Consider the following 3,069-nt stretch of genomic DNA (forward strand, 5'->3'; position numbering starts at 1 on the left):
CAGTTATAAAGAATTACGGAGAAATTAATGATCAACAATAGAATTATTCTTAATGACTGTATTTTACAGTACAAAACTGAAAATAAATTAGAAGCAGTTGATAGTGAAATATTTGAATTATTCACACTTACTCAAATCACAAAAAACCAAAACATAACATTTGAAAACATTCAAAATTCAATCGTTGATGGGACTATGGATGGTGGTATTGATTCTGTGATACTAATCGTTAATGACGAAATAATAGACACTATCGATGAGTTAGTAGATATTAGTTTTACGAACAAAACTATTTCTAAATTTATTATTTCGCAGTCTAAAAAAGAAAATTCATTTAAGGAGGGAGCGATTGATAAGCTTATAGCTTCATGTTCGATTTTATTCGATTTAGAAAAAAATGAATCAGTCTTAATGAAAAGATTTAATTCACGCCTTGTTGAGAAGTTTCTGATATTAAGAGAAGCATGGATAGACACATCCATAAACGGCGGAGAAATCGAGCTAGAGTTTAATTATTGCTGTAATGCTACAGAGATAAACGTAAACGGTGCGTTCAATTCAAAAGTAGATCAGCTAATGGAAATTACAAAGAAGGCATTTTCTAGTGCGAATATCACTTTTAATAAGTACAGTAGTGAGGAGCTTCTAAAGCTTTATCAAACAAGAAAACCTTCTCGTCTCTCATTGCCCTTTAAAGAACATCCTCTTTCAACATCGTTTAGCGAGAGTGGTATTGGATATGTTGGAACGGTTAGGCTTGGAGACTATAAAAATTTTCTTGCCTATCCTGACGGTAAAATTCAGGACTATTTATTTGAGAGTAATATTAGGCATTTTCAGGGGAATGTTGATGTCAACAGAAAAATAATTAAGACAATATCTAATAATAATTCACAAGATTTTTGGTGGCTAAACAATGGAATTACCATTATTGCGGAGAACCCAAATCAAGTTGGTAAAACTCTCTCTATCGATAATGTTCAAATAGTTAATGGGCTACAGACTTCATATTCCATATTTAACAGTCATGATGGAAATGTTGACGATGAGAGATCTGTTCTTGTAAAAGTTATCATCAACAATGATAGTGAAACCATTGATAATATAATTGCTTCAACCAACAGCCAAAATCAAATTTCTGCTGCACTTCTACGAGCTACAAAAGAAACACAACGAAGAATAGAATTATTTTTCTTAAATGAAGGCTATTATTACGATCGACGAAAAAATTATTATAAGAATATTGGGTAGTGGGTTAAATCTGTTATTAGGCATGAATATCTCGTCCAAATTCGACTTTATTAATTAATAGTCCAATGACAATATCATGCATTTGTTCTATTTTGGAAAAACAGATTGTTCGACGCGTTAAGCGTTTAACCCATGTTCTAAAATTTAGGTTTTTTCGTTCAATTTTTTGAGTGTTTTGTTTGCCTATTTCATGTTCATTTACATCTAAGTTTCGCTCATAAGCCCCCCAGTCATCTGTATAATATCTGCTTATTTCAAAAGGAGTCAGTAAGGCTTTTAGCTCTTTGAAAACATCATCTTTACGCTTGCCAAATACATAAGCAATGACTGTATTAGTCGCATGATCAACAGCATGCCATAACCATCGCTGATTCGACTTTTTACCTACAAATGACCATTGTTCATCAATCTCAACTTCTTCGCAAACAAGCTCCAGCCGAACGTCTAAAGGTGTTTCTGATTTTTGAGATAGAAAAATAGGATTTACCTGTACAAGGCTATCTTCTTTGCTTTTCAGGATGCTGATGACTGTATTTTTATTGATTTTCAGAACCCGTGCGGTGTCTCTAATACCACTGCTATTAATAGCCATTTCGACGACTTTTTCTTGGACTCCAGGCACACATGCATTATAGCGATAGTACAGCATAAATGTTTGAGTTTGGCAGGCACTATTTTTGCAGCGATACCGCTGTATATTTTGAGCATTCTTTCCTGATTTCATGATAGTGCTACAGCGACAATTTGGGCAACTTACTTCTTGATAACATTTCATTCGAGGAATTATGATGTAAACCTTTTACTTCTCCTAATTATTTAAGTGAAATAACAGATTTAACCCACTACCGAATATTGGAAAACCAGCTTCTAAAATATTTAGTATTCAGTTTACTGCACAAGCCATTGAAACAATAGGGTTCAGTAGCCCATATTCTGCACGAGCTAAACCAACTTCTCTCGTTAAGGAAAATTCAACCTATGACAGGATATTCGATCCATCTCGAAACTTTAAGTCATATCTTAATTGTTGTCTCATATTAAAGAAAACAAATGAGTTCTGGGTTAACATTCCAGATTCCAACAAAAAATCCCAAGCATCAAATTTCAAATTAAATCTTGCTCGTGTTGTAACATCCTTTGCTTTTGATAAAGCAGAATACTCATTCAATGATTTAGAACAATTAGACATAGATAGTCTCACCAATTTTTTGTTTGATGAAGCACTGGGTTTTCTGCTTAATACGTTGCAAATACACTCTAATAATAATGAAGGTGTTAGCCCTATAAATATGGCAAAAAGCAAACCTTTTTCAAATAGTATTCTTATTGCTCTTAACGATAATTTTTCTTCACCCGAAAGCGGGGCATCACCACCCGAATAAAACGTAGGGTTTTAAAAAGGGATATCGAGTTCTTCCGGTACAAGGCAGACCCCCCCGCTTTCCGCATTATGACGGTCTATGAAAGTTTCATCTTTCATGATTTTCTCGGCGGACATATTGAAGTTTTCCGTTGTGGCGTTCACTACGCCAATACTACCGCCTATGGTTATGTTCTTTCAGGGAACAAAGCTCATCGGTAATTACAACAAAAATTAACTTTACTACTAAACAAATTTCAATAGATTAATAGTATTGGCAGTTAGTACTAACTGCCAATAAATAATAACGGATAAATAAAAGTTAAATAACCTGAGTTCGGGATAAGAAAAGTGGGCAACCTTCTATAAAACCTGAAAAAATATAAGCAACCAAGAATATATTTATTTCAAAAGGCTGCCCATTTATGAGTTTAACCCAATTATTTTGTGATGTAGAC

General features: G+C 33.8%; 2 protein-coding genes. One reads left to right on the forward strand and one right to left on the reverse strand.

The annotated features are described in order from the left end of the window. Positions 1-27: 27 nt before the first annotated feature. Positions 28-1,251: an AIPR family protein gene (locus tag CDZ78_RS19485; RefSeq protein ID WP_087871449.1), complete on the forward strand. Its 1,224-nt coding sequence runs from the start codon at positions 28-30 to the stop codon at positions 1,249-1,251. Positions 1,252-1,267: 16 nt separating this feature from the next. On the opposite strand, the gene CDZ78_RS19490 is transcribed toward CDZ78_RS19485, so the two are convergent. Next, complete coding sequence (locus CDZ78_RS19490) at positions 1,268-2,026, reverse strand: IS1 family transposase (protein WP_087868583.1); 759 nt, start codon at positions 2,024-2,026, stop codon at positions 1,268-1,270. Positions 2,027-3,069: the final 1,043 nt, after the last annotated feature.

Source organism: Bathymodiolus platifrons methanotrophic gill symbiont (assembly GCF_002189065.1).
Classification (GTDB): Bacteria; Pseudomonadota; Gammaproteobacteria; order Methylococcales; family Methylomonadaceae; genus Methyloprofundus.

Coding starts and splice junctions, on each gene's coding strand:
- CDZ78_RS19485 (WP_087871449.1), top strand. CDS start 28: ATGATCAACAATAGAATTATTCTTAATGACTGTATTTTACAGTACAAA.
- CDZ78_RS19490 (WP_087868583.1), bottom strand. CDS start 2,026: ATGAAATGTTATCAAGAAGTAAGTTGCCCAAATTGTCGCTGTAGCACT.